At 71.4% G+C, this 23,029-nt stretch carries 24 protein-coding genes; 16 read left to right on the top strand and 8 right to left on the bottom strand.

Annotated features, from left to right (window positions below):
- Positions 1–2: 2 nt before the first annotated feature.
- The 3 genes from ribB to Q7L65_RS00795 are packed head-to-tail and all read left to right on the top strand — an operon-like array spanning position 3 to position 3,084.
- Positions 3–719 (top strand): 3,4-dihydroxy-2-butanone-4-phosphate synthase, encoded by a 717-nt coding sequence (gene ribB / locus Q7L65_RS00805; protein ID WP_304718306.1) that lies wholly within the window; start codon positions 3–5, stop codon positions 717–719.
- A 4-nt stretch (positions 720–723) separates the two neighbouring features.
- Entirely contained in the window at positions 724–2,550 is a 1,827-nt protein-coding gene (locus Q7L65_RS00800; protein ID WP_304718305.1) for a sigma-54-dependent Fis family transcriptional regulator, read from the top strand.
- A 48-nt stretch (positions 2,551–2,598) separates the two neighbouring features.
- Entirely contained in the window at positions 2,599–3,084 is a 486-nt protein-coding gene (locus tag Q7L65_RS00795; RefSeq protein ID WP_304718304.1) for a flavin reductase family protein, read from the top strand.
- 82 nt (positions 3,085–3,166) lie between these two features.
- On the opposite strand, the gene Q7L65_RS00790 is transcribed toward Q7L65_RS00795, so the two are convergent.
- Genes Q7L65_RS00790 through Q7L65_RS00780 form a run of 3 tightly spaced genes read right to left on the bottom strand, consistent with a single transcriptional unit; the run spans position 3,167 to position 6,082 of the window.
- Positions 3,167–4,288 carry a mandelate racemase/muconate lactonizing enzyme family protein gene (locus Q7L65_RS00790; protein WP_304718303.1) on the bottom strand — a complete coding sequence of 374 codons (1,122 nt, stop codon included), beginning with the start codon at positions 4,286–4,288 and terminating at the stop codon, positions 3,167–3,169.
- A gap of 37 nt (positions 4,289–4,325) precedes the next feature.
- Positions 4,326–5,117 (bottom strand): NAD(P)-dependent oxidoreductase, encoded by a 792-nt coding sequence (locus Q7L65_RS00785; RefSeq protein ID WP_304718302.1) that lies wholly within the window; start codon positions 5,115–5,117, stop codon positions 4,326–4,328.
- On the bottom strand, positions 5,114–6,082 hold the full coding sequence (locus tag Q7L65_RS00780) for an SMP-30/gluconolactonase/LRE family protein (protein WP_304718301.1): 969 nt from the start codon (positions 6,080–6,082) through the stop codon (positions 5,114–5,116). Before Q7L65_RS00780 ends, Q7L65_RS00785 begins: the two co-directional genes overlap by 4 nt.
- Positions 6,083–6,448: 366 nt before the next feature.
- Here Q7L65_RS00780 and Q7L65_RS00775 point away from each other — a divergent pair, with 366 nt between their 5' ends.
- The 9 genes from Q7L65_RS00775 to Q7L65_RS00735 are packed head-to-tail and all read left to right on the top strand — an operon-like array spanning position 6,449 to position 14,840.
- Entirely contained in the window at positions 6,449–6,973 is a 525-nt protein-coding gene (locus tag Q7L65_RS00775; RefSeq protein ID WP_304718300.1) for a thiamine pyrophosphate-binding protein, read from the top strand.
- Positions 6,974–6,978: 5 nt separating this feature from the next.
- Positions 6,979–7,530, top strand: a complete 552-nt coding sequence (locus tag Q7L65_RS00770) for a thiamine pyrophosphate-dependent enzyme (RefSeq protein ID WP_304718299.1) — start codon at positions 6,979–6,981, stop codon at positions 7,528–7,530.
- Entirely contained in the window at positions 7,527–8,957 is a 1,431-nt protein-coding gene (locus Q7L65_RS00765; protein WP_304718298.1) for an aldehyde dehydrogenase family protein, read from the top strand. Before Q7L65_RS00770 ends, Q7L65_RS00765 begins: the two co-directional genes overlap by 4 nt.
- Before the next feature lie 10 nt (positions 8,958–8,967).
- Positions 8,968–9,930: a fumarylacetoacetate hydrolase family protein gene (locus Q7L65_RS00760; protein ID WP_304718297.1), complete on the top strand. Its 963-nt coding sequence runs from the start codon at positions 8,968–8,970 to the stop codon at positions 9,928–9,930.
- Entirely contained in the window at positions 9,927–11,138 is a 1,212-nt protein-coding gene (locus Q7L65_RS00755) for a glycoside hydrolase family 88 protein (RefSeq protein WP_304718296.1), read from the top strand. The genes Q7L65_RS00760 and Q7L65_RS00755 overlap by 4 nt, the downstream gene beginning before the upstream one ends.
- The gene (locus Q7L65_RS00750) at positions 11,135–12,499 is read left to right on the top strand and encodes an aldehyde dehydrogenase family protein (RefSeq protein WP_304718295.1); all 1,365 of its coding nucleotides are present in this window, start codon (positions 11,135–11,137) and stop codon (positions 12,497–12,499) included. Before Q7L65_RS00755 ends, Q7L65_RS00750 begins: the two co-directional genes overlap by 4 nt.
- A gap of 3 nt (positions 12,500–12,502) precedes the next feature.
- A complete protein-coding gene (locus tag Q7L65_RS00745; protein WP_304718294.1) occupies positions 12,503–13,615 on the top strand; it encodes an alcohol dehydrogenase catalytic domain-containing protein in 1,113 nt (370 codons plus the stop codon).
- Between the two features lie 2 nt (positions 13,616–13,617).
- Complete coding sequence (locus Q7L65_RS00740) at positions 13,618–14,493, top strand: sugar phosphate isomerase/epimerase family protein (RefSeq protein WP_370552509.1); 876 nt, start codon at positions 13,618–13,620, stop codon at positions 14,491–14,493.
- The gene (locus tag Q7L65_RS00735) at positions 14,490–14,840 is read left to right on the top strand and encodes a Dabb family protein (RefSeq protein WP_304718292.1); all 351 of its coding nucleotides are present in this window, start codon (positions 14,490–14,492) and stop codon (positions 14,838–14,840) included. Before Q7L65_RS00740 ends, Q7L65_RS00735 begins: the two co-directional genes overlap by 4 nt.
- 29 nt (positions 14,841–14,869) lie before the next feature.
- Here the strand turns inward: Q7L65_RS00735 and Q7L65_RS00730 are convergent, their stop codons facing one another.
- The gene (locus tag Q7L65_RS00730; protein WP_304718291.1) at positions 14,870–16,879 is read right to left on the bottom strand and encodes a sigma-54-dependent Fis family transcriptional regulator; all 2,010 of its coding nucleotides are present in this window, start codon (positions 16,877–16,879) and stop codon (positions 14,870–14,872) included.
- Between the two features lie 119 nt (positions 16,880–16,998).
- Here Q7L65_RS00730 and Q7L65_RS00725 point away from each other — a divergent pair, with 119 nt between their 5' ends.
- The gene (locus Q7L65_RS00725; RefSeq protein ID WP_304718290.1) at positions 16,999–17,400 is read left to right on the top strand and encodes a riboflavin kinase; all 402 of its coding nucleotides are present in this window, start codon (positions 16,999–17,001) and stop codon (positions 17,398–17,400) included.
- 861 nt (positions 17,401–18,261) lie between these two features.
- On the opposite strand, the gene Q7L65_RS00720 is transcribed toward Q7L65_RS00725, so the two are convergent.
- Complete coding sequence (locus tag Q7L65_RS00720) at positions 18,262–19,221, bottom strand: DUF4917 family protein (protein WP_304718289.1); 960 nt, start codon at positions 19,219–19,221, stop codon at positions 18,262–18,264.
- A gap of 523 nt (positions 19,222–19,744) precedes the next feature.
- Here Q7L65_RS00720 and Q7L65_RS00715 point away from each other — a divergent pair.
- Both Q7L65_RS00715 and Q7L65_RS00710 read left to right on the top strand, forming a co-directional pair.
- Positions 19,745–20,155 carry a hypothetical protein gene (locus Q7L65_RS00715; RefSeq protein ID WP_304718288.1) on the top strand — a complete coding sequence of 137 codons (411 nt, stop codon included), beginning with the start codon at positions 19,745–19,747 and terminating at the stop codon, positions 20,153–20,155.
- Positions 20,077–20,733 carry a DUF5677 domain-containing protein gene (locus Q7L65_RS00710; protein ID WP_304718287.1) on the top strand — a complete coding sequence of 219 codons (657 nt, stop codon included), beginning with the start codon at positions 20,077–20,079 and terminating at the stop codon, positions 20,731–20,733. The genes Q7L65_RS00715 and Q7L65_RS00710 overlap by 79 nt, the downstream gene beginning before the upstream one ends.
- Positions 20,734–20,842: 109 nt before the next feature.
- Here the strand turns inward: Q7L65_RS00710 and Q7L65_RS00705 are convergent, their stop codons facing one another.
- The 3 genes from Q7L65_RS00705 to Q7L65_RS00695 form a co-directional block, all read right to left on the bottom strand.
- Entirely contained in the window at positions 20,843–21,271 is a 429-nt protein-coding gene (locus Q7L65_RS00705; RefSeq protein ID WP_304718286.1) for a PIN domain-containing protein, read from the bottom strand.
- A complete protein-coding gene (locus Q7L65_RS00700) occupies positions 21,268–21,426 on the bottom strand; it encodes a hypothetical protein (protein ID WP_304718285.1) in 159 nt (52 codons plus the stop codon). Before Q7L65_RS00700 ends, Q7L65_RS00705 begins: the two co-directional genes overlap by 4 nt.
- A gap of 85 nt (positions 21,427–21,511) precedes the next feature.
- Positions 21,512–22,291, bottom strand: coding sequence for a type IV toxin-antitoxin system AbiEi family antitoxin domain-containing protein (locus Q7L65_RS00695; protein ID WP_304718284.1), 780 nt, complete (start codon positions 22,289–22,291; stop codon positions 21,512–21,514).
- 416 nt (positions 22,292–22,707) lie between these two features.
- On the opposite strand from Q7L65_RS00695, the gene Q7L65_RS00690 reads away from it, so the two are divergent.
- On the top strand, positions 22,708–22,911 hold the full coding sequence (locus tag Q7L65_RS00690; protein WP_304718283.1) for a hypothetical protein: 204 nt from the start codon (positions 22,708–22,710) through the stop codon (positions 22,909–22,911).
- Positions 22,912–23,029: the final 118 nt, after the last annotated feature.

Genomic DNA, 23,029 nt, shown 5'->3' with positions numbered 1-23,029 from the left:
CGATGACCGTCTGCGCGGCAGACCGTACGCGGCCGCAGCGCGCGGTCGTCTGGAACGAGTGGATCGGCGGGCCGGGGGCGCGGCCGCCGGCCGGCTTCGCGACCGCCGAGGAGGCGATCTCCGACGTGCGCGCCGGGCGCTTCGTCGTCGTGCTCGACGCGCAGGAGCGCGAGAACGAGGGCGACCTCGTGATCGCGGCGGCATTCGCCGGCCCCGACGCGATCAACATGATGGCGACGCACGCGCGCGGTCTCGTCTGCGTCGCGCTGACGGGCGAGCGCTGCGACACGCTCGGGCTGCGCCGCCTGCCAGACACCGGTGCGCGCCCGCACGCCGCCGCGTTCACCGTCTCGGTCGAGGCGCGTGCCGGCGTCTCGACGGGGATCTCGACGCACGACCGCGCGCACACGATCGCGGTCGTGATCGATCCGGCGACGACGGCGCAGGACATCGTGCGGCCCGGCCACGTGCTGCCGCTGCGCGCTCGTGACGGGGGCGTGCTGGAGCGGGCCGGGCACACGGAGGCAGCGGTCGACCTCGCGCGCCTGGCCGGCGTCGGCCCGGCCGCGGTCGTCTGCACGATCATCAACGACGACGGCACGATGGCGCGTCCCGACGACCTGCTGCGCTGGTGCGAGCGCCACCGCATCCGGCTCGTCTCGACGAGCGAGCTGGTCGCGTACCGGCTGCGGACGGACGCGCTGGCGGACGCGGGCTGACGCCATGTCCGAGCGCGCGCAGCAGACGCAGGCGCTCGTGCGCGCCCGCGAGCGCTTCCTCGAGACGGGCACGCTCGTCGACGACGACGGCGTCGTGCGCGCGGAGATCGCCGCCTCGTGGCGGCGCTGCGCGCTGAGCGGGCTGCGGCCCGAGCTGGCGTCGGCGACGTACGAGGCCGGCGGCGCATCGGAGGGGCAGGTGTGGACCGCGGCCGAGTCCGTGCTCGAGAAGCGCCGCGAGCAGCTCGCCGACACCTCGGCGGGCCTGATCCTCGCCGACCACCGCGGCCGCGTCCTGCAGGTGACGACGACCGACGGGCGCCTCGCCGAGCTGTTCGACGAGCACGACGTCGCGCGCGGCTACAACTTCCAGGAGTCGGTCGTCGGGACCAACGGCATCGGCACGGTGCTGGAGACGCGCGAGGCGATGCGGATCGTCGGCCACGAGCACTTCATCGGCGGCTTCAACGACCTCACCTGCGTCGGCGTGCCGATCCGCCATCCGATCACGCGCCAGCTGCGCGGCGTGCTCAACGTGACCTGCCCGACGGCCGAGTACAACGCGCTGCTGCTGCCGTTCGCGCTCGAGGCCGGACACGAGATCGAGCGCCGCCTGTACCTCGCCGGCTCGCGCAAGGAGCGGCTGCTGCTGGAGCAGTTCCTGTCGGTCCAGTCCCGCACCGGCGCGCACGCCGTCGTCACGCTCAACGAAGAGATCATCATCAGCAGCCCGGCGGCCGGCCGGATCCTCGACGGCGTCAGCCAGACGGTCCTGTGGGAGCAGGTCGCGCACGTGATCGCGGGCGGGGCGTCCGACGCGCACCTGCTGGAGCTGCCGACGGGCGAGCGGATCGCGACGCGCTGCCATCCCGTTCGCGACGGCGGCGCGGTGATCGGCGCGTTCGTCGAGCTCGACAGCGAGCCTGCGCCGCGTCCGTCGCGGGCACGCGCGCTGAGAGCCGGGCGGGCCGGCGCCGATGGCCGCCTGCCGGGCCTGGCCGGCTCCAGCGTCGCATGGCGCACGGTCGTCGACCAGGCGATCGCATACCGCGAGTCGGGACTCTCGTTCTTTCTCGTCGGCCCGCCTGGAAGCGGCAAGTTCGCGCTGCTCGACGCGCTCTTCGAGGCCGAGCGCGCGGCAGGCCGCGTGCACGTCTTCGAGGCCGCGCTGCAGCCGATCGAGGGCGCGGCGCGATGGGTCACCGCGGTGCGCGACGCGATCGTCGCGGGCGACGACGCGGTCGTGCTCGTACGCCACGTCGAGGCGCTGGAGGAGACGGCCACCCGCGCGCTCTGCGGTCTGCTGGAGGCGCTTGCGCCGCGCAGACCGCGGCTGGTCGGCACGCACACGCCGCACGACGGCCCGTCCGGTCCCGCGCCCGCGCTGATCGATCGCGCCAGCGCCGGCGCGATCCAGCTGCCGCCGCTGCGCGACCGCACGGAGGACTTCGCCGAGCTGCTGGCCGCGCTCACGCGCCGGCACTCGGTCGGCGGGATCCAGCCGCAATGGACGCCCGACGCCGTGCAGATGCTGACGCGTCTGGAGTGGCCGGCGAACGTCAGCCAGCTGGAGAACCTGGTGCGGCGGATCCTGTCCGGGCGCCGCAGCGCGGACATCCGCGCCAAGGACCTGCCCGAGGACATCCGCAGCCAGGCGCCGCGGCGCGTCCTCTCCTACCTGCAGCGTGTCGAGCTGGAGGCGATGACGACCGCCCTGCAGCAGGCGAGAGGCAACAAGTCGCGCGCCGCCGAGCTGGTCGGCGTCTCGCGCGCGACCTTCTACCGCAAGCTGCGCGCGTTCGGCCTCGACCTCGACAGGACCGCGTACTAGGCGGGCGCCGCGCGCCCGCGAATCGACCGATCACGCAAGGACCAGAGCATGGAGACCGAAACCTTCACCTCGATCATGGGCGCCTTCCCGGCGGGCGTCGCGGTCATCACGACCGTCGACGAGCGCGGGCAGCCGAAGGGGCTCACGACGACCGCGGTCTCGAGCGTCTCCGCGGAGCCGCCGCTGCTGCTCGTCTGCGTCGCGCGCACGAGCCGCACGCTGCCGGCGCTGCAGCACACGCAGCGGTTCGTCGTCAACTTCATCGAGAGCGGCTTCGAAGAGATCTGCACCCTGTTCGCCTCGCGCGCCGAGGACAAGTTCGAGGGTCTCGCGTGGGACTCCAGCCACGGCGGTCTGCCGTACCTGCCCGAGCACACCGTCGCGTGGGCCGAGTGCGAGGTCGAGCGCGAGATCGAGGCCGGCGACCACGTCATCTTCATCGGCCGCATCGAGGCCGGCGAGGCGCACCCCGCGCAGAAGCAGCCGGTCGTCTACTTCCGCCGCGAGTACGGGATCGTCGGGCCGCGCCCGTAGGCGGGCACCGGCGCGGGGCCGGCGCCGGCGGTCCGGGGGCGCACGCGCGTCCGCCCCCGGCCGCCGGCGGCGGCTCAGCGCCTCAGCGCCATGCGTCGACGGCGCGGCGCTCGACGGCGTCGGCATCGAATTCGAAGCCGAGGCCCGGGCCGCGCGGCAGCCGCAGCGTGCCGCCCTCGCCGATCTCCAGCTGCGTGTCGATCAGCTCGCGGAAGTTGAACACCCTGTCGTCGGCGAAGAACTCGACGAAGCGGGCGTTCGGCGTCGATGCGACGAGGTGGACGTGGAGGTCGTGGAACCAGTGCGGTGCCATCGTCACGCCGAAGCTGTCGGCGGTCGCCGCGATCCGCTGGTACTCGCTGATGCCGCCGCAGACGGCGGCGTCGGTCTGCAGGATCTGCGCGGCGCCCTCCTGCAGCAACCGCAGGTGCTGCCACTTGCCGACCTCGATCTCGCCGGTCGCGACCGTCACCGGCGTCGCGCGCGCCAGGCGCGCGTGGTTGGCGACGTCGTCGGGGCCGAACGGCTCCTCGATCCAGTACGGGTCGTACGGCTCCAGCGCGCGCACCGCCGCCAGCGCCGTCGGCAGGTCGCGCCAGGCGTTGTTGGCGTCGCACATCACGAGCACGTCGGGGCCGACCGCGGCGCGCACGGCGGCGAGCCGCTCGGCGTCGCCGGCCGGGCTGAGGCGGCCGATCTTCATCTTCACCGCTCTGAAGCCGAGCGCGACGTAGGAGCGCATCTCGTCGGCGAGGTCCTCCGGCCGCTTGCCGTCGAGGTAGTAGCCGCCGCTGGCGTACGCCGGGACGCTGTCGGTCGCGACCGCGCCGAGGTACTGCCACAGCGGCAGGCCGGCGATCCGCGCGTTGAGGTCCCACAGCGCGACGTCGACGGCGCTGACCGCGCGCATCACCGAGCCCGCGCGCGAGTGCAGGATCAGTTCCTGGTACAGCTCCTCCCAGATGCCCTTCGCGCGGTGGGAGTCCTCGCCGACGACGGCCGGCGCGACGAGCTGGCGGACGGACTCCGTCACGATCGGTCCGCCGCTGCTGCCGGCGTAACAGAAGCCGATCCCCTCGTGACCGCCGCCGTGGGCGCGCACGAGCGTGTAGTGGCGGTGGGTGACGGTGCGGCGCGCGAAGCTCGTCGGCGCGGGCAGCGGGACCGCCACGGTCCGTGCCTCCAGGGCATCGATCTTCGTCATCGGTTCTCCTTCTCGTTGGGTGCGGGTGGGAAGTCGGTCACCAGTAGCCGCCGCCGTAGCCGGGCTCGACGTAGATGCCGCCCTGGCGCAGGTCGCTGTCGTCGGGGTGGGGGCCGTCGAGTTGGGCGGCGAAGCGCTCGGCGTCGTCGCGCGGGGCGTAGCCGAGCGCCTCGGCCTCGGGCCCCAGCCGCCACCACGCGCGCGTGTTGGCGGAGACGCCGTAGACGACCAGGTGGCCGACGCCCGGCGTCTCGAGCGAGCGGACGATCAGGTCGAGTCCGTCGCGATGGCTGAGCCAGGTGCTGAGCTGGCGGTGGTCGTCGGGCACGGCGCGGAAGCTGCCGATCCGCAGCGAGACGACCTCGAGCCCGAACTTGTCGTGGTACAGCTGTCCGAGCGCCTCGCCGTAGACCTTGCTGGCGCCGTAGTGGGTGTCGGGGCGCACGGCGTCCTCGACGCCGATCCGCTCGCCGCAGCGGTAGAAGCCCGTGACGTGATTGCTGCTGGCGAAGACGACGCGTCTGACGCCCGTGCGGCGCGCGGCCTCGAAGACGTTGTAGGCGCCGACGATGTTGCTGGCGAGGATCTTCTCGTACGGCGCCTCGTCGGCGATCCCGGCGAGGTGCAGGATCGCGTCGGCACCGGCGGCCGCGGCGATGACGGCGTCGAGGTCGGCGACGTCGGCGAGCTGGACGCGGTCGTCCGCGTCGGCGTCCTCGACCGCGCTGCGCGCGAGCAGCGTCATTGGTCCGTAGCGTCTTCGCAGCTGCGGCAGCAGCACCTGGGCCATGCGGCCCCCGGCGCCGGTCACGAGCAAGCGCAGGCTCATGGCGTTCCCTTCGTCTGTGAGCGGGAGCTCCCGCTGGTGGAGGCCGGCAGCGCGCCGGCGAGGATCGTTCCCGTGGCGGCCTCGGCGATCAGCACGCGGGTGCCGCTGCGGTCCAGCGCGACGCTGGTCGGGTCCGGGCCGGGGCAGCGGTAGGCGAGCACGGGCAGGCCGAGCGCGTCGAACAGCCACACGACGCCGAGCCCGAGGTGCGTCACGAGCAGCCCGCCGTCGGGCGTCAGCGCGATCCCGTCCGGTCCCATGCCGCCCGACAGCTGGATGAAGCGGCTGACCTTCGCGACGGTGCCGTCGGGGCGCAGCGGGATCCGCCAGATCGCGTTGTCGCGGGTGACGGCGGCGAACAGCAGGCCGCGCCGTTCGTCGAGCGCGAGCGCGTTGGGGCTCGGGATGCCGTCGACGACGAGCTGCAGATCGCCCGCGGGTGTGCGGCGGTAGATGCGGCCGCTGGGCGCGTGCAGGCCGCTGCCGCCCTGGTCGCCGAAGTAGAGCGTCCCGTCGCCGGCGACGAGCACGTCGTTGAGCCCGTCGAAGCGGTTCATCGCGTAGCGCGCGAGCAGCGGCGTCACGCTCGCGCCGGCCGCCAGCCGGTCGAGCCGCATCAGGCCGTGCTCGAAGTCGGCGATGACGGCGCCGCCGTCAGGCGTCAACGCGAGCCCGTTCGGCTGGCCGTCGTAGTGCGCCAGCGTTCGTGTCTCACCGCTCTCCAACAGCAGCTCCAGCACGCGGCCCCACGCGAGGTCGAGCGCGAAGACGCGGCCGTCGGGGGCGACCGTGAGCCCTTCGAGGAAGCTGTCGCAGTGCGGGCGCTGCTGCAGCTGCGCCCAGGCGGAGGTGCCGCCGGCCGCCTGCGGCGCGGGAGCGACGCGAGCGAGCACGCTCGTGGCCGTGCTCGGCAGCGGGCCGCCGAGCAGCAGCCCTGCCGGGGCAGCGGAGGGTGAAGCGTTCACGTCGTCTCCGTCCGATCTCGATGCGATGCGCGGCGGCGCAGCGCTGACCGTGCGCGTCGACCGCGGGTGGCAGCTGCTCGCCGTCGCGCTTCTCGCTGCGTGGCGGGGCCGACCCGTGAGCCACGATAACCGTGCGCGAAGCCGTGCGCAAACGTCCGCGGCGGTCGTTACGAGTTGACGCACGCGCGTCTCAATAAGCGACAGTTCGGCGCCGGCTGCGGCGGTGAGAATCTGCGTCCGAGGGGTTGCGTCACGTTTTCAGTGACAGCGGCCTGCAACGAAGGAGGCACCGTTGAATTCGCACCGCGTCGTCCACGCGGCCGCCGAGTCGTGCTCGGCCGGCCGCGGTCCCCGCAGGAGTCCCGCGTGAGCGGCGCCTCGGCCCGTTCGGATGCCGTCGTCTCGGGCCTGCTGGACTGGCAGGTCGAGACGTTCGTGCACGTCCCCTCGTCGCATGTCGCCGCGATCATCAGCGGGCTGCGCGACCACGGCGTACGTGACCTGATGGCCAATCGCGAGGAGGAGGCGGTCGGGATCGCCGGCGGCCTCGCGCTCGCCGGCCGCCGCGTCGCGCTCGTGATGCAGGACAACGGCTTCGGCAACGCGCTGACCGCCCTGACGACGTTCACGAAGGCCTATCACGTGCCGCTGCCGATCATCGCCAACACGCGCGGCGGACTCGGTGAATACAACTCGATGATTCACAGCTTCTCCGAGGGCGTGCCCGGCATGCTCGCCGCCGCGGGGATCCGCTGCGAACGGCTCGGCGCGGCCGAGCCGGCGCAGCTGTGGCGCACCACGACCTGCGCGGTCGCCGAGCACGCGGCGATGACGCGCCGGCCGGTCGCGCTGCTGCTCGACGTCATGCACCCCGGGAGCGCCGACCGATGAAGCGGATGGAAGCCCTGCACGTGATCGACGAGGCGTTCGCCGGCTGTCCGCTGGTGACGACGGTCGGCGCGACCTCGCGCGAGCTGGCGTCGTTCTCGCGCCGCCCCTCGCACCTCTACCTGCTCGACTCGATGGGCCTGGCGCCGGCCGTCGGCGCAGGCCTCGCGTTCGGCCTCGACCGCCCGGTCGCCGTCGTCGAGGGCGACGGCTCGCTGTTGATGGGACTGTCGGTGATCGCGACGCTCGCGTATCACCGGCCGCCGCGCTTCACGTTGATCCTGCTCGACAACCACCAGCACGCCTCCGCCGCGAGCATCGAGACGCAGGCCGAGCGGATCGACCTCGGCGCCGTGTGCGCGGCCGCGGGGCTGCCGACGGTCCGGGCCAACGACGCCGACGCGCTCGGCGCCGCGCTGCGAACCGCCCGCGAGGACGCGCGCCAGACCGTCGTGCACGTCGCGATCGAGGGCGGCAACAGCCCCGGCGTCCCGTTCCTGCTCGACGACCCCGTCGCGATCCGCACCGCGTTCACGAACTTCCTGGAGCAGCCGCGATGACGGCGGTCACGGCCACGATCACCAGCACCAACCCCGCCACCGGCGAACGGATCGCGACCTTCGAGCCGTTCACGACCGGGCAGATCCACGCCGCGCTGGCCCAGGTCCACGGCGCGCAGGCGCAGTGGCGAGCGTTCGGCCCGCAGGAGCGCAGCCGCCTGCTGGTCGCGGCCGCCGCAGCGCTGCGCAGCGCGCGCGAGGAGCTGGCGGCGCTCGCGACCGCCGAGATGGGCAAGCCGCTCGCGGAGTCGCTGGCGGAGGTCGAGAAATGCGCCTGGGCCTGCGAGCACTACGCCGAGCAGGCGCAGGAGCTGCTGGCGCCGCGCCCGGTCGCGGCCGACGCCGACCTCAGCTACGTCGCGTACGAACCGCTCGGCGTCGTGCTCGCGGTGATGCCGTGGAACTACCCCTTCTGGCAGGTGCTGCGGTTCGCTGCGCCGGCGCTGGCGGCGGGCAACGGCGTCCTGCTGAAGCACGCGTCCAACGTCTCGCAGTGCGCGCTCGCGATCGAGGACCTGTTCGTGCAGGCCGGTTTCCCGTGGGGCCTCGTGCGCACGATCCTCGTCGCCGACGAGGACGTGGCGCAGACGACCGAGTGGCTGCTCGGCGACGCGCGCATCGCGGCCGTGACGCTGACCGGCAGCGCGCGCGCCGGCGCCGCAGTCGCCGCCGCCGCCGGTCGGGCGCTGAAGAAGAGCGTGCTGGAGCTGGGCGGGTCCGACCCGTTCGTCGTGCTGGCCGACGCCGACGTCGAGGCGGCCGCCGTGCTGGCCGCGCGCGCCCGCTTCGGCAACTGCGGGCAGAGCTGCATCGCCGCCAAGCGCTTCATCGTCGAGGCGCCCGTGGCCGACGCGTTCGAGGCGGCCTTCGCGCGGGCGGTGGAGGCGATGCCGGTCGGCGATCCGCTCGACCCGCGCACGCAGGTCGGTCCGCTGGCACGCGCCGACCTGCTCGATGCGCTGGAGGCGCAGGTCGCGGGCTCGGTCGAGCGGGGCGCGCGCGTGGTGATCGGCGGGCGCCGGCTGCAGCGCCCCGGCAACTTCTACGCGCCGACGCTGCTGGCCGACGTGACGCGCGGCATGCCGGTCCTCGCCGAGGAGACGTTCGGTCCGGTCGCGGCGCTCGTGCGGGTGCCCGACGCCGACGCCGCCGTGGCGGCCGCCAACGACACGCCGTACGGGCTGGGCGCGAGCATCTGGAGCGCGGACGCCGAGCGCGCGCAGCGGCTCGGCCGCCGGATCGCCTGCGGGATGGTGTTCGTCAACCGCATCGTCGCATCGGATCCGCGGCTGCCGTTCGGCGGCATCGGGCGCAGCGGCTACGGCCGCGAACTGTCACACGAGGGACTGCTGGAGTTCGTCAACACGCGCACGGTGGCGGTCGACATGGCGCCGTCCATGCCGTCCGCGGCCGCGCTCGCGGAGTGAGGAGAAGACGATGAGAACTGTCGAGTTCCGGCGCGACGGAGAGCTGCGCCTCGCCGTGATACCGGAGCATGCTGAAGCGGCGACGGACGTGACCGCGCAGCTGCCGACCGGCGCCGCCGAGCCGGCCGGCCTGGCCGCCGCGATCCGCCTGGCGCGCACCGAGCACGTCCCGTTGTGCGACCTGCTCGCGGGGATGGCCGAGCGCTCGGGCGAGGGGGTCGACGTCGACGCCGCGCGCGGCTGGGTCGGCGGCCTGCCGGTGAGCGCTCCGGTCGTCGCGCCGGAGACCTGGGCCGCGGGCGTCACCTATCGCCGTTCACGCGAGGCGCGCGAGGCGGAGAGCGAGCACGCGGCCGACGTCTACGCGCAGATCTACGACGCCGAGCGGCCGGAGATCTTCCTCAAGGACGTCGGCGGACGCCGCAGCGTCGGCCCGCACGCGCCGGTCGCGATCCGCGGCGACAGCGCGTGGACCGTGCCTGAGCCGGAGCTGGCGCTGATCCTCGACGCCGACGGCGCGATCGTCGCGGTCACGCTCGGTGACGACGTGACCGCGCGCGACATCGAGGCGCGCAACCCGCTCTACCTGCCGCAGGCGAAGATCTACGACAGCGCCTGCTCGCTCGGCCCGTGCGCGCTGATCGCGCCCGCGGGCGGCGAGCTGGGTGAGTTCGAGCTGGAGCTGACCGTGCGCGACGCGGCCGGCGAGCTCGTCTACACGGGCACGGCCACGACCGCGTCGATGGTGCGCGGGTTCGAGCAGCTGAGCCGCTGGCTGCGGCGCTCCAACACGGTCGGGGACGGCACCGTGCTGCTGACCGGCACCGGGATCGTGCCGCCGGACGACGTCGCGTTGCAGCCCGGCCACATCGTCGCGATCTCGTGCCCGCGGATCGGGACGCTGACGAACGAGGTCTTCAGACACCCGACCGCAGAGGCCGTGTCCGTCTCAGCCGCCGAGGCGCGCGCATGACGCTCGAACAGGCATGGCAGCGCGTGCGCGCGCTGGTCGAGCGCGAGGAGCGGCGCAACGGGCAGCACCCGGGCCGCTACCCCCACTACTGCGACGACGGTCAGTGGGTGCGCTTCCCGCTGGACCAGCGCAGCGGCTGGGTCGACGACGTCTTCTACGACCACGGCAACTGGACGGCGGGCTTCGGCGCCGGCAGCGGTTGGCTGCGCCGGCTCGACGGCGAGCCGGCGGACGGCGGCCTGCCGCTGCGACCGCTGCTGCGCGACCTCGAGCAGCGCCAGCACGACGGCACCACGCACGACCTCGGCTTCCTCTTCTATCCCTCGTTCGTGACCGGCGCGATCACCGGCGAGCTGCGTGACGACGAGCTGGCGCCGGCGCTCACCGCCGCCCTCACGCTCGCGGGCCGCTACCGCGAGTCGGGCGGCTTCATCCAGGCGTTCGGCGCCGCCGACGACCCGCGCTCGGCCGGCACCAGCACGATCGACACGATGATGAACCTGCCGCTGCTGTGGTGGGCCGGGCGCGTCGTCCAAGGCCCCGAGGGCAGCGAGCTGATCGACCGCGCGCACCGCCATGCGCTCACCTCGGCTCAGGCGTTCCTGCGCGAGGACGGGTCGACCTACCACCTCAACCGCTTCGACCCCGTCGACGGCCGGCTGCTGGAGCAGGGCACGTTCCAGGGCTCGTCGCAGCGCTCGTGCTGGTCGCGCGGGCAGGCGTGGGCGATCGCCGGCTTCGCGTGGGCGTATGCCGCGACCGGCGACGAGCGGCTGCTGGACGCGGCCGAGCGCGCGTGGGCGTACTTCGCGGCGCGTGTGCCGGCGGACTGCGTCGTGCCGTGGGACTTCGACGACGGAGCTCCCGACGCGCCGGAGGACGCGAGCGCCTCCGCGATCGTCGCGCTGGGCCTGTTGATCCTGTCCGACCGCCATCCCGCGACTGCCGCGAGAGACCGGCTGCGAGCGGCGGGCACGTCCCTGCTGAGCGGACTCGCGGACGCGGCGCTGACGAGCGGACCGGAGGACGGGATCCTGCAGCGCTCGTCCTACTCGATCCCGCACCGACTGGGCCTCAGCGGCGCGACGCCGTGGGGCGACTACTACTACGCGCTCGCGCTCGCGCTCGCGACCCGACGACTGTCGGTCGAGCAGCTGCTGCAGGGCACGCGCGCCGGCACGAACCGAGAGGCCGTCACGAAGCCATGAGCCACCTGAGCCTGAACCCCGCGCGCCCGTCGGACGTGGTGCTCGAGTTCGACGGGCCGACCGCCGCCGTCGCACCCGCCGCGGCGCGCGCCGCGCAGGCCGCGCGCGCGTGGGCGGCGACCCCCGCGGCGGCGCGCGGAGCCGCGCTGAGCGTCGTCGCCGACGCGCTCGAACAGCGCGCCGGCGAGCTGGCCGCGCTCGTCACGCGCGAGGTCGGCAAGCCGATCGTCGAAGCGCGCGGCGAGATCGCGCGCGCGGTCGCGATCTACCGCTACTACGCCACCGCGGTGCTCGCGCCCGACGGTGAGACCTACCCCGGCGCCTCGCCGTCGGCGATCCTCGCCGCGCGTCGTTACCCGGTCGGCGTGTGCGCGGTGATCGCGCCCTGGAACTTCCCGGTCGCGACGCCCAGCTGGAAGATCGCGCCGGCGCTCGCGTACGGCAACGCGGTGCTGTTCAAGCCGGCCGTCGAGGCGACCGCGACCGCTCGTCTGCTGAGCGAGATCGTCGCCGCGCAGCTGCCCGACGGGCTGCTGGAGCTGCTGGAGGGCGGAGCCGACGTCGGCGCGGCGCTCGTCGCCGAGGAGCGTGTCGACGCGGTCACCTTCACCGGGTCGCTGGCGGGCGGGCGGGCCGTCGCACAGCAGGCGGCGGCGCGCGGGATCCCCGCGCAGTGCGAGATGAGCGGACACAACCCGTCGATCGTGCTGCCGTCCGCCGACCTCGCCGCGGCCGCGCAGAAGATCGCCTACGCGGCGATGGGCTACGCCGGGCAGAAGTGCACGGCGACGAGCCGCATCATCGTCCACGACGACGTCTACGACGAGCTGCGCGACCGCCTGGTCGCCGCCGTCGAGGCGCTGACCGTGGTCGATCCCTCCGACGAGCGCTGTCTCGTCGGCCCGCTGATCGACGCCGCCGCGCGCAGCTCGGCCAGCGCGGCCGTCGAGGCATCCGGCGGGTCCGTCCTGACGGGCGGCGGCGCGCTCGACGACGACGGCTTCTACCTCGCCCCGGCGCTCGTCGAGCTCCCGCAGCAGTCGGGGCCGCTCGGCCGCGACGAGGTCTTCGCGCCGGTTGCCGGACTGCTGCGCGCACGCTCGGCCGAGCACGCGATCGAGCTCGCCAACGACAGCCCGTTCGGGCTCGTCGCGTCGGTCTTCACGCGCGAGCTGGGGTCGGCGCTGGAGGCGCTTCCGGCGCTGCGCTACGGGCTCGTGCGCGTCAACGCGCCGACCTCCGGGCTCGACTACCACGTGCCGTTCGGCGGCAGCAAGGCGTCGGGCCTGGGGCCGAAGGAGCAGGGGCTCGCGGCGCGCGACTTCTACACCGAGACCCGCACCCTGCTCGTGGAGGCCTGAGCGATGGTCACGACCACCGCAGCCGTGCTGGAGCGCTTCGGCGAGCCGCTCGCGGTCCAGCAGCTGGAGCTGGACGGTCCGGGGCCGGGGGAGGCGCTCGTGCGGCTGCATGCGTGCGGCGTCTGCCACACCGACCTCTACACCGCCTCCGGCGTCGACCCGTCCGGCTACGCGCCGTGCGTGCTCGGTCACGAGGGCGCGGGAATCGTCGAGCAGGTCGGCGACGGCGTCACGCTGGTGGCGCCCGGCGACCATGTCGTCACGTTGTTCTCGCCGCAGTGCGACGACTGCGTCCACTGTCGCAGCGGCCGCACGAACATCTGCCTCGCGATCCGCGAAGAGCAGAACAAGGGGTACCTGCCCGACGGCACCACGCGGCTGCATCGCGGCGACGAACGCGTGCGCCACTTCATGGGGACCTCGACCTTCTCCGAGTACGCCGTCATCCCGCAGATCGCGCTGGCGAAGATCCGTTCGGACGCGCCGCTGGACGGCGCCTGCCTGTTCGCCTGCGGGTTGTCGACGGGTCTCGGCGCGGCGATGCAGACCGCCCAGGTGCGCGCTGGCTCGACCTGCGTCGTCTTCGGCGCGGGGATGGTCGGGCTTGGGGCGGTCGCCGGCGCGCGGCTGCAGGGCGCTGAGCGGATCGTCGCGGTCGACCTCTCGCCGCAGCGGCTGGAGCTGGCGCGCGGCCAGGGCGCGACCGACACGCTGATCGGCGGTCCCGACGCGGTCGCCGAGCTGCTCGAGCTGACCGACGGCTTCGGTGCCGACTACACGTTCGAGGCGACCGGCAACGTGCGCGTGATGAGACAGGCGGTCGAGGCGGCGCGGATGGGGTGGGGGCTGTGCACGATCACCGGCGTCGCCGGCAGAGGCGAGACGCTCGACGTGATCCCGCGCTGGCTGATCCAGGGCCGCCGCATCGCGGGCGCCTCGTTCGGCGGGCTGAAGGGCCGCGAGCAGGTGCCGAGGCTGATCGATCGCTGGATGGAGGGCGAGCTGGACGTCGCGCCGTTCATCTCGCATCGCGTGCGACTGGACGAGGTCAACCGCGCGTTCGAGCTGATGGAGGCGCAGGACGGGATCCGCACGGTCATCGACCTGCGCGGGTGAACGTGATGCAACTGCACGTCTACCAGTCGATCTGGGGCATGAACGGGCTGCCATGGCGGGCGCGGCTGCCGTGGACGCTCGAGCAGCAGTTCGAGCGGATCGCCGAGGCCGGCTTCGACGGCGTCTCGGTCTCGTTCACCGACGCCGAGCTGGCGCGCCGCGTCTGCGCGCTGGCGGTCGCGCACGGCCTGCGAATCCAGGCGTCGTACTTCCCGACGACCGTCGAGGGCTTCGCGACCGTCTTCGAGACGATCGCGGACGTCGGCCGCGAGCACGTCGACCACGTCAACCTGCAGCCGAACGTGCGGCCGCGCACGGTCGCCGAATGCGTCCCCTACCTGCTCGGCTGGCAGCGGCTCGCGCGGCAGGCCGGCATCCCGGCGTACGTCGAGACGCACCGCGACCGCATGACGACCGACCTGATGTTCACGCTCGACCTGCTCGACGCGGTCCCGTCGCTGGAGCTGACGGCCGACCTCTCGCACTTCCTCGTCGGACGCGAGTTCGCGTGGCCGATCGACGCGGTCGACCACGGCATGATCCGCCAGGTGCTGCGCCACGCCCGTGCCTACCACGGCCGCGTGGCGTCGCGCGAGCAGGTGCAGATCCAGACGTCGTTCGAGCATCACCGTCAGTGGGTCGAGCTGTTCGCGGGCTGGTGGGAGTGGGGCTTTCGCGACTTCCGCGCACGTGCCGCCGACGACGCCGTGCTGACGTTCACGACCGAGCTCGGACCGCCGCAGTGGTACGCGATCACCGGCGCCGACGGCCAGGAGCTGTCCGATCGCTGGGCCGAGGCGCTGAGCATGCAGCAGCTCGTGCGCGACATCTGGGCGCGGATCGAGCGCGAGACGGACCAAGACCGGAGAGATCGATGATCAAGCACTTCCTGCTCTTCAACGCTCCCCCGCAGCTGTCGCAGGAGAGCCTCGCCGAGCTGCTGCTGGCCGCGCGGCACCTGCCGCAGGGGATCGAAGAGCCGCGCAACTTCCAGATCGGCGCGGCGTTCGCCGCCGTGACGGAGCCGCGCTGGCGCTTCTGCATGTCGATGGAGTTCGAGGACGAGGCGGCGCTGCAGCGCTACACCGACCACCCGCTCCACCTCGCCTTCCGCGACCTCCTGCGCGAGCGGATCGAGGACCGCCAGGTGCAGACCGTGCGCTGCTGCGACTCGGCCGAGGAGCTGTGCGCGCTCGCCCGGGCGGCGCAACACGAGGCGGTCTGACGGTGCTCTCGGCAGATCGTCGCGGCCGCTCAGAAGACCGTCTTGTCGAGGTCGAGCCCGAGCGAGCGCAGCTTGCGATACAGCGTCGCGCGCGAGATGCCGAGCAGCTGCGCCGCCTGCGCCTTGTTGCCCCCGGTGCGCTGCAGCGCGGTCATGATCGCCTCCAGCTCGACGCGCTCGAGATACAGCAGCTTGCGCCGGGGCGCGCGTCCGCGCACGTCGTCGGGCAGATCTTCTGCGCGGATGTCGGCACTGCGCCGCGTCGCGAGCACACGCCGCACGACGTTCTCCAGCTCGCGCACGTTCGCCGGCCAGTCGAGACGGCTGAGCGTCTGCAGCGCGTCGGGCCGCCAGCGCGGCTCGATCGCGCCGGCGGTGTGACGACGGGTCAGGGTCGCGACCAGCTCGGGCAGGTCCTCGAGCCGGTCGCGCAGCGGCGGCAGCGTGACGGTCGCGACGCCGAGCCGCTCGATCAGCTGCGCGGCTGGCTGAGCGTCGCCGTCTTGCTCCGGGCGTCCGCTGGTGCCGCCCGTGCCGCTGGTGCCGTCGGTGCCGCGGGTGCTGCCGGTGCCACCGGTGCCGCTGGTGCCGCCGCGCCGCTCGGTGCGCTCGGAGCCCGCGGGTGGGGCATCTGTCAGCGTTGCGACGACGCGCGGCCCGTCGTCGCCGATCGCGTCGAGCAGCGCACCGAGCGTCTGCGCGACGTCGGCGTGCAGCGTCTCGACGTTGCGCAGCGCAAGCAGCTCGCAGTCGCTGCCGGCCGTCGTCGCGGCGCGCACCTCGCGCAGCCAGGCCGCCCCCTCGATCGGCTGCAGCGCGGCGTCGAAGACCCGCAACGTGCCAGCCGCGCGCTGGCCGGCGAACAGCGCCTTCAGCAGCGAGTGCTTGCCGACGCCGCGCTCGCCCCGCAGCAACAGCGGCAGCGTGTCGGCGCTGAACGACGCGGCCTGGCGCAGAACGGTCCGCCATGCCCGGCTGCTGCCGGCAAGCTCCGCGAGCTGCGGACAGGGCGCGGGATCCTCTCGCTTCACGCGCCCACGCCCGTGCGTGCGGGCGCGGGCGCCGCCGCGCGCTTCGCCGCGGGCCGGGTCTGTGGGCAGCCTCCGCGCGCGGTCGCGCTCGCGGTCCTGCGGCACGTCGAGCTCGATCAGCGCGCCGACGACCTCGCCGCCGTCCACGATCGTGGTGCAGCGCGTGTGCAGGATGCGGCCGTCCGGCAGCGTGAAGTCGCTCTCGCGCGCGGTGCGGCGATGGATCGTCTCGGAGGCGTGCTCCCACAGCAGCCCCTGCTCGACGTCGCCGAGCAGGCGCGCTGCGGGCGGACTGCTGATCACCATCCGCTCGTTGACGACGATCAGCGCGCGGCCGGCACGCTTGTCGGCGGCGAGGAAGTGCTCGAGCAGGAGCCGCTCGGCGCGCGAGCTGTCGAGATAGAGGCGCCGCTCGACCTCGCGCACCGCCGCGAGCACGAACGGTCGCATCAGAGGACTCGACCGCTGAGCCCGCGCCGACACGCAGATCGCTCCCAGCAGCTGGTGGGTGATCGGATGGCGGATCGGTCCGCCGGCGCACGTGAATGGCTGCAGCTTGGTGAGAAAGTGCTCGGCGCCGCTGATCAGCAGCGGCGCCTCGATCTCCAGCACGGTGCCGACGCCGTTGGTGCCGGCGACGGTTTCGCCGAGATGGCAGCCGAGCGCGACGTCCGATGCGTCCCAGGCGCGCGCGGTCGCGTCGTCGGAGCTGTGACGGTAGAGCACACGGCCGCCGCGGTCGGACAGCAGTATCCCGGTCGGCGTGTCGGTCAGCTGATCGCGCAGGTCCTTCAGGACCGGCTCCGCGGCGTGCCACATGCGGCCCTCTGCATCGACGTCGGAGATCGGCGCGCCGCGCGCCCGCTCGGGGTCGATGCCGCTCAACGCGCAGCGGCTCCAGGAGGCGACGATCTCGGGCCGGATCGCCACGTCACGCGGCCACGCACCGGTTCCGAGGAAGCGATCGCGGGCGAGCGTGAGCGCTCTCGTGTCCAACCTGGCGGCCACGTCTCTCCAGACTGTAGACGAGCTGTTGCCGAGAAAACGAGCGACGAGACGCCGGCTGCGCCCGCTTGGCGTGTCACCGGTCGCCGCGGCAAGCGTCGGCCGCCGTGGAGTGCGAAGCGATGACACGTTCCGCGCCGCCCGGCGCCATGCGGCCGCACGGAGCCATCACGACCGTCGAGGGCGTCGTCGTCGAGGGCCTCAGACTGGGCCGCCAGCTCGGGTTCCCGACCGCGAACGTCCGCCTGGCCGAAGATGGACCTGCTCACGGCGTCTACGCCGGCTGCGTGCTGGATCACGCCGCCGCGATCAACATCGGCGTCCGCCCCACGATCGGGGACAGACTCGAACCGCTCGCCGAGGCGTACCTGCTCGACTTCGAAGGCGACCTCTACGGTCGCCGGATCGTGATCGAGCTGATCCAGCTTCTGCGCCCCGAGCAGCGCTTCGACTCAGTCGAGCAGCTGACTGCCCAGATCGCTCGCGACGTCGCCGCTGTCCGAGCCCTCTGCGCGCGACGGTGATCGCTAAGCTCGAATCATGGTGAGTTGCCGAGAGTTTGGGGCCCTGCGAGCGATTTCCGCGGTTCCGGGCCCCAAACCCTCCACCCGGAGGGCGAGAGCGACGGCCGGATTCCGTCAGTCGTGGCGGGCGATTCGGCGCTATGGATCACAGGCATCCGCAGTCGTCACAGCATGGTTGTGGTCCAGGCGGTCGGGGGTTCGAGTCCCCTCGCTCACCCTCAAGAAAGCCCTGCAAACGCGGGGGTTTTCTTGTTTCAGGAAGGCCGCAGAATCGGGCCTGATCCGGACCATCTACAGCCACTAGTGGCTGTATTTTCGTGGATTGGGCTGGATCGGGTGGATTCGGCCCGATTCGCACCGCCGCTGCCGCAGGACGCACCGTGCCCCCTGCCGCTGCTGAGTCCCTGCTCGCTGATCCGCCGCTCAGGGCCGAGATCCCGTCCTGGTGCGCTGTCGTGCGCGTGCGGCCGTCGGGGGCAAGGTGCGAGCCGGATGGCATGTCAGGAACCCCGAGGGCCCATCGGCGGGCAGCCGCGATCGATATCGCCACTCAGCGCCAATCACGCTCCCGATCCCCGTACCCGCGCTGGTGCGCGGCCGCCTCGCCGTCGACAGGACCCATGCTGGTCTCGGCGTCGGCACCGCGCTCGTCGCGCATACGTTCGCTACGGCGGCTGAGATTAACACCAAGGCAGCTCCGCGCCGTCGTCGTGACCGCCGTGCATGACCGCGCCCGTCGATGGTGGGAGCGCCGCGGTTTTCAGTGCGTCCACCCAGACGACCCAACCGAAACCGGCCTCTACCTCCTCACCAGCGAGATCGACGCGACGCTCGACGCCATCCAGACCCGGTCCTAGCCGGCTAAGGCGCAGTCCCAGGAGCGAGATCCCACACTTCGGCAGAACCAGCGTCGTAGAAGGCGACGTAGAGTTCCTTCGCGGTTCGTCGGTTGGTCTCGGCCACGACGTTCGCCCGACGTTCCGCAAGCAAGAAGGCACGTTCGATCAGGGTCTTGTTCTCGGCTGTGTCGGGATCTCCGTAGACGCTGACAAAGATCCGTCTGATCTTGCCGCGAACGATCGCATCGAGGATGTGCTCGTCGCTCTCGGCAAGACTGTGACCGTAGATGAAGAGATCCTGATTGCCACCGAGGGCCGAGAAGCTGCGGAACGCCTTGCTGAGGTAGGCGCTGTGGAGGATCTTGTCCTTCTTGTCGGTGCTCGTTCCTTCGGTCACGACCAACGGATAGCTGCGCTCGGCGAGCTGATCCCGAATCTGGTCAACGAGCGCGATTCCAGTGCGAACCCAGGTGAGCTTCTTGAGCCGAGAGCCTGCGTCGAAAAGATGCAATGCACCGTGGATGTAGTGGATCTCCTGCGACCACGACTGTGCCATGTCCCACGTGACCCACGTCGCGTCCGGATCATCCGGGTCCGCCCGGAACCCGTCGCCCTTCGGAACGTCAAAATCGTCCTCGTCCTTCATCGTCGCCCAATAGAGAAGAAGGTCGTAGTTCAGCGCGTAGACGCTCTCGAAGTTCGAAAGAAAGGTGCGCACGCTCCGGTACTGGCTGTCGGTGATACTGCCGATCGTGTCGGGGTGGTTAGATGCCAAAGCGTCGGCGAGCACGTCTCGCAGCACCTCTGCGTCCTTGGCAGCCTGCTCCGCGACCGGTGAGTCTGGAACATAGAGGCGCACGATCGCGTCGGTCGCCCGAAGACGCTCGATCACGACCTCGAAGTCCGACGTCTCCAACTGCGCGAACAGCGTCAGCGTCGCAGTGGAGCCTGCCGAAGTCCGCCTTCTGCCGCAGGCTGCCATAGCTGAAGGCCTCGTAGTCCCACGCAATGCTGAAACCGTTGCCGAGGAGCAGACGCGGCTCCTTCGATGCAGCGGCGATCGCGTTGGCAAAAGACAGGATCTCGGGCATCCGGAGAAGCTTAACCGTGCCCATCGTCACGAGCGCAGCTCGCAGGCTCTTGTGTCGCCTGGCCGAGAGGGTGTCGGCTCCAAACGGCCATGGCGGGGGCGGAACGGCGCCGGCGCCACTAACGGCACTCGCACGATGCGCCGCCACAAGCGCGACAAGGTCCTCGCCGTGATCGGTTAAGGGCCGAGGACTTCCAGGGAGATCTCAGAGGCGCCCGGCATCGGCCGCGGATCGGCCGACCGAACGCTCAAGCAACTCTGCACCTGATGATTCAGATCGAGCGTTAGATCCCTGCATAAGCCGTTTGACGTCAAGGGCCTCATCAAGCTTCCAGCTTCGCGGTCCGTCATCGTCAGGCCCCTGTACTGAGGACGAGCGGCCCGAATCCAGCACTCGTCCAGGAAGATGGGTTGCATGCCCAGGTTCGACACGCTTGCTGAGCTCCGCGAGTTCTTGGAGAGCAACGCCACGGGGATGGCGCACGACACCCTGAGCTTGGCGGCCGACTCTCGCGAGAAGCGGCGTATCGATGCGGCCGATGTGAGCCAGGCAATCAGCGTGCGATGGAGCGAAGGCCTGGCCGCCCTCGACGCCGTGATCTTTGCCATGGGTCAGAACGGGCTCATGATGCTGAAGCGGCTCGACGAGGTCGACGCGGCCGATCTCAATGATTCGCATCAGACCGTGCGCGTCGTGCTCGCGCTGCAGCAGTTCAACGCTCTCATCGTGTTGCAGGAGATTCGGTCTTGCTTCAGGCAGGATTCTGGTCCGGTGGCGCTGCCCGCTGGCGCGCACTCCACGAGGCCGCGGTCACAGCCCGAGTAATCGCCGAACGTGACGCGGCGCTCGCGCAGCGGTATCTGGATCACGGGTTCGTGGTCCAGACGCGACGGCTCGCTGCCTACTTCGACGAGCACGGCGTTGGTCCGGTCGCGTCCGCAGAGCTGGCGTCGCGCTCGAAGAAGGCTGCCGCGCTCGAGCAGACCCACGATGTGTCCGACGCGAGCTCGAGGTTCCGTGAGCCTTACGGCTGGGCCATCCCCCTGATGGCGACCAATGCGAAGGGGCGCCGGGCGCGCCCGAGCATGAACGCGCTGGAGAAGCTTGCCGGCCTGGATCACCGACGTCTTCTCGTCGCGAGTGCGCACGGCATGGTTCACGGAGACTCCGGCGGTATCGGCGGCACCGTCCTCCTGGAGGACGGTCAGTGGCTGGGTGGGCCGACGGAGCGATTCGTTGAGGCGGTCGCGCGGCCCACCTTTGAAACGCTGATTCACCTCGCGGGGGCCACTCACCTCGGGTTCGAACCGGAACTGAACGATTTCTGTGAGACGATCAGCCTGGTGGGTAGCGGCCTGATGGCCATTTGCGGCGATGCGATCGAGAAGTTCGCGCGAGAGTGAGCCGTTGGGACCGGCCGATGGGATGCTCCCGCCTCGACATTCACTCGCAGACCGTCGTTCAGGAAGAACTAGTTGGCCACGATGGTGGGAGAGTGCCCCAGCGAGGTTGCTAGTCGCAGGTCTCCAGGTCGAGGCCCGGAGCGTTGCGGTAGATCTTGTCGTTGGAGACGAGTGGGATGCCGAGGCGGATGGCGGTTGCGGCGATCCAGCGGTCGGCGTTGTGCTCGCGCTGGGCAAGAGCGTGGCCGTGCGCCTGACAGGTTGCCCGCAACCGGGCGTAGACCATCACGAGGTCCGGTCCTGAATGGACGACCTCGACGCGTCCGATGAGCGCTTCGAGCTTGAGCAGCCGTGGCTGGCCCCATCCGCGAAGGAGCGCGCCGTAGCGCAACTCGGCCGCGGTCTGAAAGGAGATGAACGCCGGGCGGCCGGTGATGATCGGTGCGTACCGTTCGGCGAGGCGAGACCCTGGAACGATGTCAGCGCTGAAGACGTCGGTGTCGATGACGATCGGCCCGCGTGGCCGAGTGCTGCTCACGACTTGACGGCAGTCAAGAAGGCGGCGCCCTCGTCCTCGCTGAGGTCTCCGATGACCATCTCCTCGTGCCGCGGCAGCGGCCGCGCACGGCGCAGCAGCTCCTCGACAGGAAGCTCGAGGTTCGGCTCGCTGGTGTCAGCAGGACGCGTCGACATGCAAGTCAGCTTACGCCCTTCGGCCGTTCCGAGCTAGCGAAGGCTCGGGTTCCGGCACGGCCGTCGATGGTGTCACTGCCGTATTTCATGTCGCGCCATGGTCGAGCGCGGCGTTCAGGCGAGGCTGCCACTTCCCGGGCAGTTCGGCGCGCAGGCGGCGGGGTGTCGTGAGGCCGTGGTGGATCGATTCGCGGACGGCGAGGTCGCTCTGCTCGGTCCAGCCGTCGCTGCGCAGCATGTCGGCGATCGTGCGCTCCGCGCCCGTTACCGGGACTCCGAGCACCTCGCGGCGGCGCTCGATCGGCCGGTCGCTGAAGTGGATACGCACGCCGGACGGAGTGCGTACGCCGCGCTTGGCTCGTGGCAGCGTGACGTGGACGACGTCGGGGATCAGGTCGGTGATCTCCAGCAGTTCAGCGGCGCTCTCGTGCGAGACGACGGCGTCGGCTCTGGCGAGCGCGAGCCAGCCCGCGATGACGTGCGCGTGCGGCGGCGTCGGAAAGCGACGCAGGCGGTAGACGCCATGCGCGACGCGTTCCAGAGCATCGCTCTCAGTCGCGTGGTAGGACAGCGTCGAGCGGGGGATCCCGGCCTCGACGGCTTGACGAGCCGCGACAAACCCGCCTTGCGGCTCGGCGATCTCGTAGAGCCGATCCAACACAGAACTGTCACGAGAGTCGACGGGAATACCGGACATATTCGTGACATTAGCAGTCCCGGCGGCCGGTTGGGGCATGTACTGGTCAACGACGGCGGTGCCGTCCTGCCCGTTCAGCCACTCGGACCCCGCGAGTGGCTGAAACGGGCCGAATCGCGCCGAATCCGGCCCAATCCGATTGCTTTCCGAGCCGCTGAATTCCCGCATAAAGACCTGCAAATCGGCACCTTTTGCGGCGAATGAGTGGTGTATTGTGGTCCAGGCGGTCGGGGGTTCGGGTCCCCTCGCTCACCCCTCATGAAAGCCCCGCATTTGCGGGGCTTTTTCGTTTCTTGGGCGGGCGGCGGGGCGCCGGCTGCGGCCGTGGCTTTCAGCCACTCGTGGCGTTTGAGTGGCTGAACGGCGGGGTTGTCGCCGGTTCCAAGCGGTCATTCGGGATTGATGCCAGCTCGATCTGGCGATAGGAATCGCATGTTGACCGATGTCCCAGGCAGAGCGGGGCAATGATCTCCTGTGTGGTTTCCAGGAGGTCGGCGGTCGCCGTTGCCGCCTGTATGACGTCCAGGGGGGATGCCGGCAACTGCGCTTGGGATCCGGTACCGGCTGTCGGTACTCTGGGAAGCGTGAGCCAGCCGGATTTCGACAACCAGATCGTGCCGCCTGACGCGTTCGTTCGCGATCCGCTGGCCAATCCTGGGGCGATCCTCGCGGCCCGTGAGCGTTCGATGGCGGAGCGCCTCGAACTGGCGATCAGCTGGAACAAGGTGGCCTCAGAATTGCGCGCCGGCATGATCCGCGCGGGCCAGCAAGCCGCCTCCAGACGATGACGTTCGACGCCAGCGAGCTGTTCCGTGCGCTTGCCCGCCACGACGTCGCCTACGTGACGATCGGCGGCGTGGCGATCCAGGTGTACGGCGCCCAGCGGCTGACCCAAGACCTCGACGT

Origin of the sequence: Conexibacter sp. CPCC 206217, assembly GCF_030646165.1 — a bacterium.
Classification (GTDB): Bacteria; Actinomycetota; Thermoleophilia; order Solirubrobacterales; family Solirubrobacteraceae; genus Conexibacter.
The sequence above is the reverse complement of the archived record's forward strand: the minus strand, read 5'-3'. Positions and strand labels throughout refer to the sequence as shown.

Excerpts from the sequence above, each read along its gene's own strand:
- Q7L65_RS00720 (WP_304718289.1), bottom strand. The coding sequence starts at position 19,221 with ATGGCAGCCTGCGGCAGAAGGCGGACTTCGGCAGGCTCCACTGCGACG.
- Q7L65_RS00725 (WP_304718290.1), top strand. The coding sequence starts at position 16,999 with ATGACACGTTCCGCGCCGCCCGGCGCCATGCGGCCGCACGGAGCCATC.
- Q7L65_RS00795 (WP_304718304.1), top strand. The coding sequence starts at position 2,599 with ATGGAGACCGAAACCTTCACCTCGATCATGGGCGCCTTCCCGGCGGGC.
- Q7L65_RS00750 (WP_304718295.1), top strand. The coding sequence starts at position 11,135 with ATGAGCCACCTGAGCCTGAACCCCGCGCGCCCGTCGGACGTGGTGCTC.
- Q7L65_RS00770 (WP_304718299.1), top strand. The coding sequence starts at position 6,979 with ATGGAAGCCCTGCACGTGATCGACGAGGCGTTCGCCGGCTGTCCGCTG.
- Q7L65_RS00765 (WP_304718298.1), top strand. The coding sequence starts at position 7,527 with ATGACGGCGGTCACGGCCACGATCACCAGCACCAACCCCGCCACCGGC.
- Q7L65_RS00800 (WP_304718305.1), top strand. The coding sequence starts at position 724 with ATGTCCGAGCGCGCGCAGCAGACGCAGGCGCTCGTGCGCGCCCGCGAG.
- Q7L65_RS00785 (WP_304718302.1), bottom strand. The coding sequence starts at position 5,117 with ATGAGCCTGCGCTTGCTCGTGACCGGCGCCGGGGGCCGCATGGCCCAG.
- Q7L65_RS00735 (WP_304718292.1), top strand. The coding sequence starts at position 14,490 with ATGATCAAGCACTTCCTGCTCTTCAACGCTCCCCCGCAGCTGTCGCAG.
- Q7L65_RS00790 (WP_304718303.1), bottom strand. The coding sequence starts at position 4,288 with ATGACGAAGATCGATGCCCTGGAGGCACGGACCGTGGCGGTCCCGCTG.
- Q7L65_RS00755 (WP_304718296.1), top strand. The coding sequence starts at position 9,927 with ATGACGCTCGAACAGGCATGGCAGCGCGTGCGCGCGCTGGTCGAGCGC.
- Q7L65_RS00715 (WP_304718288.1), top strand. The coding sequence starts at position 19,745 with ATGCCCAGGTTCGACACGCTTGCTGAGCTCCGCGAGTTCTTGGAGAGC.
- Q7L65_RS00745 (WP_304718294.1), top strand. The coding sequence starts at position 12,503 with ATGGTCACGACCACCGCAGCCGTGCTGGAGCGCTTCGGCGAGCCGCTC.
- Q7L65_RS00695 (WP_304718284.1), bottom strand. The coding sequence starts at position 22,291 with ATGCGGGAATTCAGCGGCTCGGAAAGCAATCGGATTGGGCCGGATTCG.
- Q7L65_RS00700 (WP_304718285.1), bottom strand. The coding sequence starts at position 21,426 with ATGTCGACGCGTCCTGCTGACACCAGCGAGCCGAACCTCGAGCTTCCT.
- ribB (WP_304718306.1), top strand. The coding sequence starts at position 3 with ATGACCGTCTGCGCGGCAGACCGTACGCGGCCGCAGCGCGCGGTCGTC.
- Q7L65_RS00760 (WP_304718297.1), top strand. The coding sequence starts at position 8,968 with ATGAGAACTGTCGAGTTCCGGCGCGACGGAGAGCTGCGCCTCGCCGTG.